The 2437-nt window shown below is 72.1% G+C and carries 4 protein-coding genes and 1 pseudogene; all 5 read left to right on the top strand.

Translation table 11 applies throughout. The features are described 5' to 3' along the window. Window positions 1–376 (top strand): hypothetical protein (locus tag HGA02_RS16430; RefSeq protein ID WP_168680193.1); only part of this gene is annotated, 376 nt, incomplete at its 5' end. An 85-nt stretch (window positions 377–461) separates the two neighbouring features. Further along, complete coding sequence (locus HGA02_RS16435) at window positions 462–911, top strand: roadblock/LC7 domain-containing protein (RefSeq protein ID WP_168680195.1); 450 nt, start codon at window positions 462–464, stop codon at window positions 909–911. 22 nt (window positions 912–933) lie between these two features. Next, window positions 934–1311, top strand: a complete 378-nt coding sequence (locus tag HGA02_RS16440; RefSeq protein ID WP_168680197.1) for a DUF742 domain-containing protein — start codon at window positions 934–936, stop codon at window positions 1309–1311. Continuing rightward, a complete protein-coding gene (locus HGA02_RS16445) occupies window positions 1292–1903 on the top strand; it encodes a GTP-binding protein (RefSeq protein ID WP_124342967.1) in 612 nt (203 codons plus the stop codon). The genes HGA02_RS16440 and HGA02_RS16445 overlap by 20 nt, the downstream gene beginning before the upstream one ends. A gap of 143 nt (window positions 1904–2046) precedes the next feature. Continuing rightward, window positions 2047–2437 (top strand): annotated as a pseudogene (locus HGA02_RS20520) (hypothetical protein); the annotation flags it as partial.

Raw genomic sequence — 2437 nt, forward strand, 5'->3', positions numbered from 1 at the left:
GAGCGAGGACGACGTCTCCCCCGCCCGTGCCGTGCCGCACCCGTCGCTCCCGCCGTCGGTCGCGCCCCGCATCGGGACGCTCGACGACGAGGTCGCCGCGATGCTCGCGATGCGGTCCGACATCCAGGAGCAGGCTCTGTCCGAGCTCAGCCAGCTGTCGGCCTACCGGCCCGCCTCCATGGGCATGACCGGTGAGACCCTGCAGCGGCGTGTTCCTTCAGCTGTGCCGTCGGCCGTCCCGGCCGCGGACGAGGGCAAGCCCGTCCAGCGCGACGCGGACCAGCTCCGCTCCCGCCTGTCGAGCTTCCAGTCCGGGACCAGCCGTGGCCGTCGTGCCTCGGACGGCCCCTCCGGCCCCAACGGCCAGGCCTCATGACGGCCTACGATTCCCGACCAGCCGTCTCCGCCCAGGTGACGTCTCACCCCGCAGTCGTCACCGACTGCACCAGCAAGGAGGAAGTGTGACCGCGCTCAGCACCGAGGCAGCCAACTTCGGCTGGCTCCTGGACAACTTCGTCCGGACCGTGCCCGGCACTCGCCACACGCTCGTGGTGTCGGCGGACGGTCTGCTCATGGCGATGTCGGAGCAGCTCGACCGCACCAGCGGCGACCAGCTCGCGGCGATCGTCTCCGGCATGTCGAGCCTGACCCGTGGCGCGTCGCGCCAGCTGCGTGCGGGGGAGGTGCGTCAGGCGATCATCGAGATGGACAACCTGTTCCTGTTCCTCATGAGCGTCTCGAACGGCTCCGTCCTCGCCGTGGTCGCCGAGTCGAGCTGCGACGTCGGCCTCATCGGCTACGAGATGGCGATGCTCGTCTCGCGCACCGAGGCGACGCTCACCCCGCAGCTCATCTCCGAGATGCGCGGCCAGCTCCCCGTCGACGGCGCCACCCGCGCCCCCGTGGCCTGACCCGAACGGAGACGGCTCGAACATGAGTGAGCACATCGAGTACGAGGCCAGGACGGTGCGGCCCTACGCCGTCACCGGCGGCCGCGTGCGCTCGGCGCGCTCCGACCTGCCTCTCGAGGCGCTGGTCGAGGTGATGCCGGGCGCCGTGTCGAGCGCGGGGCTGCCGCCCGAGAAGCGGGCGATCCTGCAGCACGCCGCGCACACCTACATCTCCGTCGCGGAGCTGTCGGCTCTGCTCCACCTTCCTCTCGGGGTGGTCCGGATCCTCGTGTCCGACCTCTCCGACCAGCAGTACGTGCGCGTGCACACCTCTCAGCCGGTCGAGGTCAACACCGGTGAGTCCCCCGCCCTGTCCCTGAGCGTGCTGGAGAGTGTTCTCAATGGCATTTCCGCCCTCTGACGCCGCCGTCGCCGCTCCGGCGGGGACCGCGGGGTCTGTCGCACCCACCGTCGTCAAGATCGTCGTCGCGGGCGGCTTCGCCGTCGGCAAGACGACCTTCATCGGGTCCATCTCGGACATCGAGCCCCTCAACACCGAGGCCGCGATGACCGAGCACTCCGTCGGCGTCGACGACGCCGGTGGCGTGTCGGACCGCAAGACCACCACGACCGTCGCCATGGACTTCGGCCGCATCGCGCTGCCGGGCCAGCTGTGGCTGTACCTGTTCGGCACGCCGGGCCAGGACCGCTTCCTCTTCATGTGGGACGACCTGGTCCGCGGCGCGATCGGTGCGGTCGTCCTCGTGGACACGGACCGTCTCGACCAGTGCTTCCCGGCGGTCGACTACTTCGAGAGCCGGGGCATCCCGTTCGTCGTGGGCGTCAACTGCTTCGACGGCGTCGCCAAGCACCAGCTCGACGACGTCCGTGAGGCCCTCGCCATCCCGGCGCACGTGCCCGTGCTCTACACGGACGCCCGGTCGCGTGCCGCCACCAAGCAGGCGCTCATCTCCCTCGTGCAGCTCGCGATGGAGCGTCTGCGCAACCGGTGAGCCACCCCGCACCCATCGACGGCCGGTCCCCGCACGGGGGCCGGCCGTCGGCGCGTCCGGCTCTCGTGGGCGCACCGATGGTCGTCTCGACGACCGTCCCGTCGGCGCCCGGAGTCCCAGACCCGGTGCGGGATCATGGAGGGGTGCCGTCGGTCGTCCCCCCGCAGCCACCCGAGCGCCGTCCGGTGCTCGGGCGCGCGGTGCTGCACGACGGCCGCGCCGCCGACCGCTCGCCTGACGCAGCGGACCGCTCGCCCGACGTCCCGGACGGCTCGCCTGACGTCGCGGACGGCTCGCCTGACGTCGCGGACGGCTCGCCTGACGTCGTGGACGGCTCGCCTGACGTCGCGGACGGCTTGCCTGACGTCGCGGGCCGCTCGCCCGCCGCCGTGGACCGCTCGCCCCGCGCCGTGGTCCGGGTGTCCGCACTGCCGCAGCCGCGCACGCCGAGTGATGACGTCACGTCGATCCGACCCGTGCCCTGGGCGCCCACCGCGACACCGACACCCGTCCGGGGCGTCCCGCACCCGTTCG

The organism is Cellulomonas septica (assembly GCF_012396155.1).
In the GTDB taxonomy this organism is placed as follows: Bacteria; Actinomycetota; Actinomycetes; order Actinomycetales; family Cellulomonadaceae; genus Cellulomonas; species Cellulomonas septica.

Excerpts from the sequence above, each read along its gene's own strand:
- HGA02_RS16440 (WP_168680197.1), top strand. The coding sequence starts at position 934 with ATGAGTGAGCACATCGAGTACGAGGCCAGGACGGTGCGGCCCTACGCC.
- HGA02_RS16445 (WP_124342967.1), top strand. The coding sequence starts at position 1,292 with ATGGCATTTCCGCCCTCTGACGCCGCCGTCGCCGCTCCGGCGGGGACC.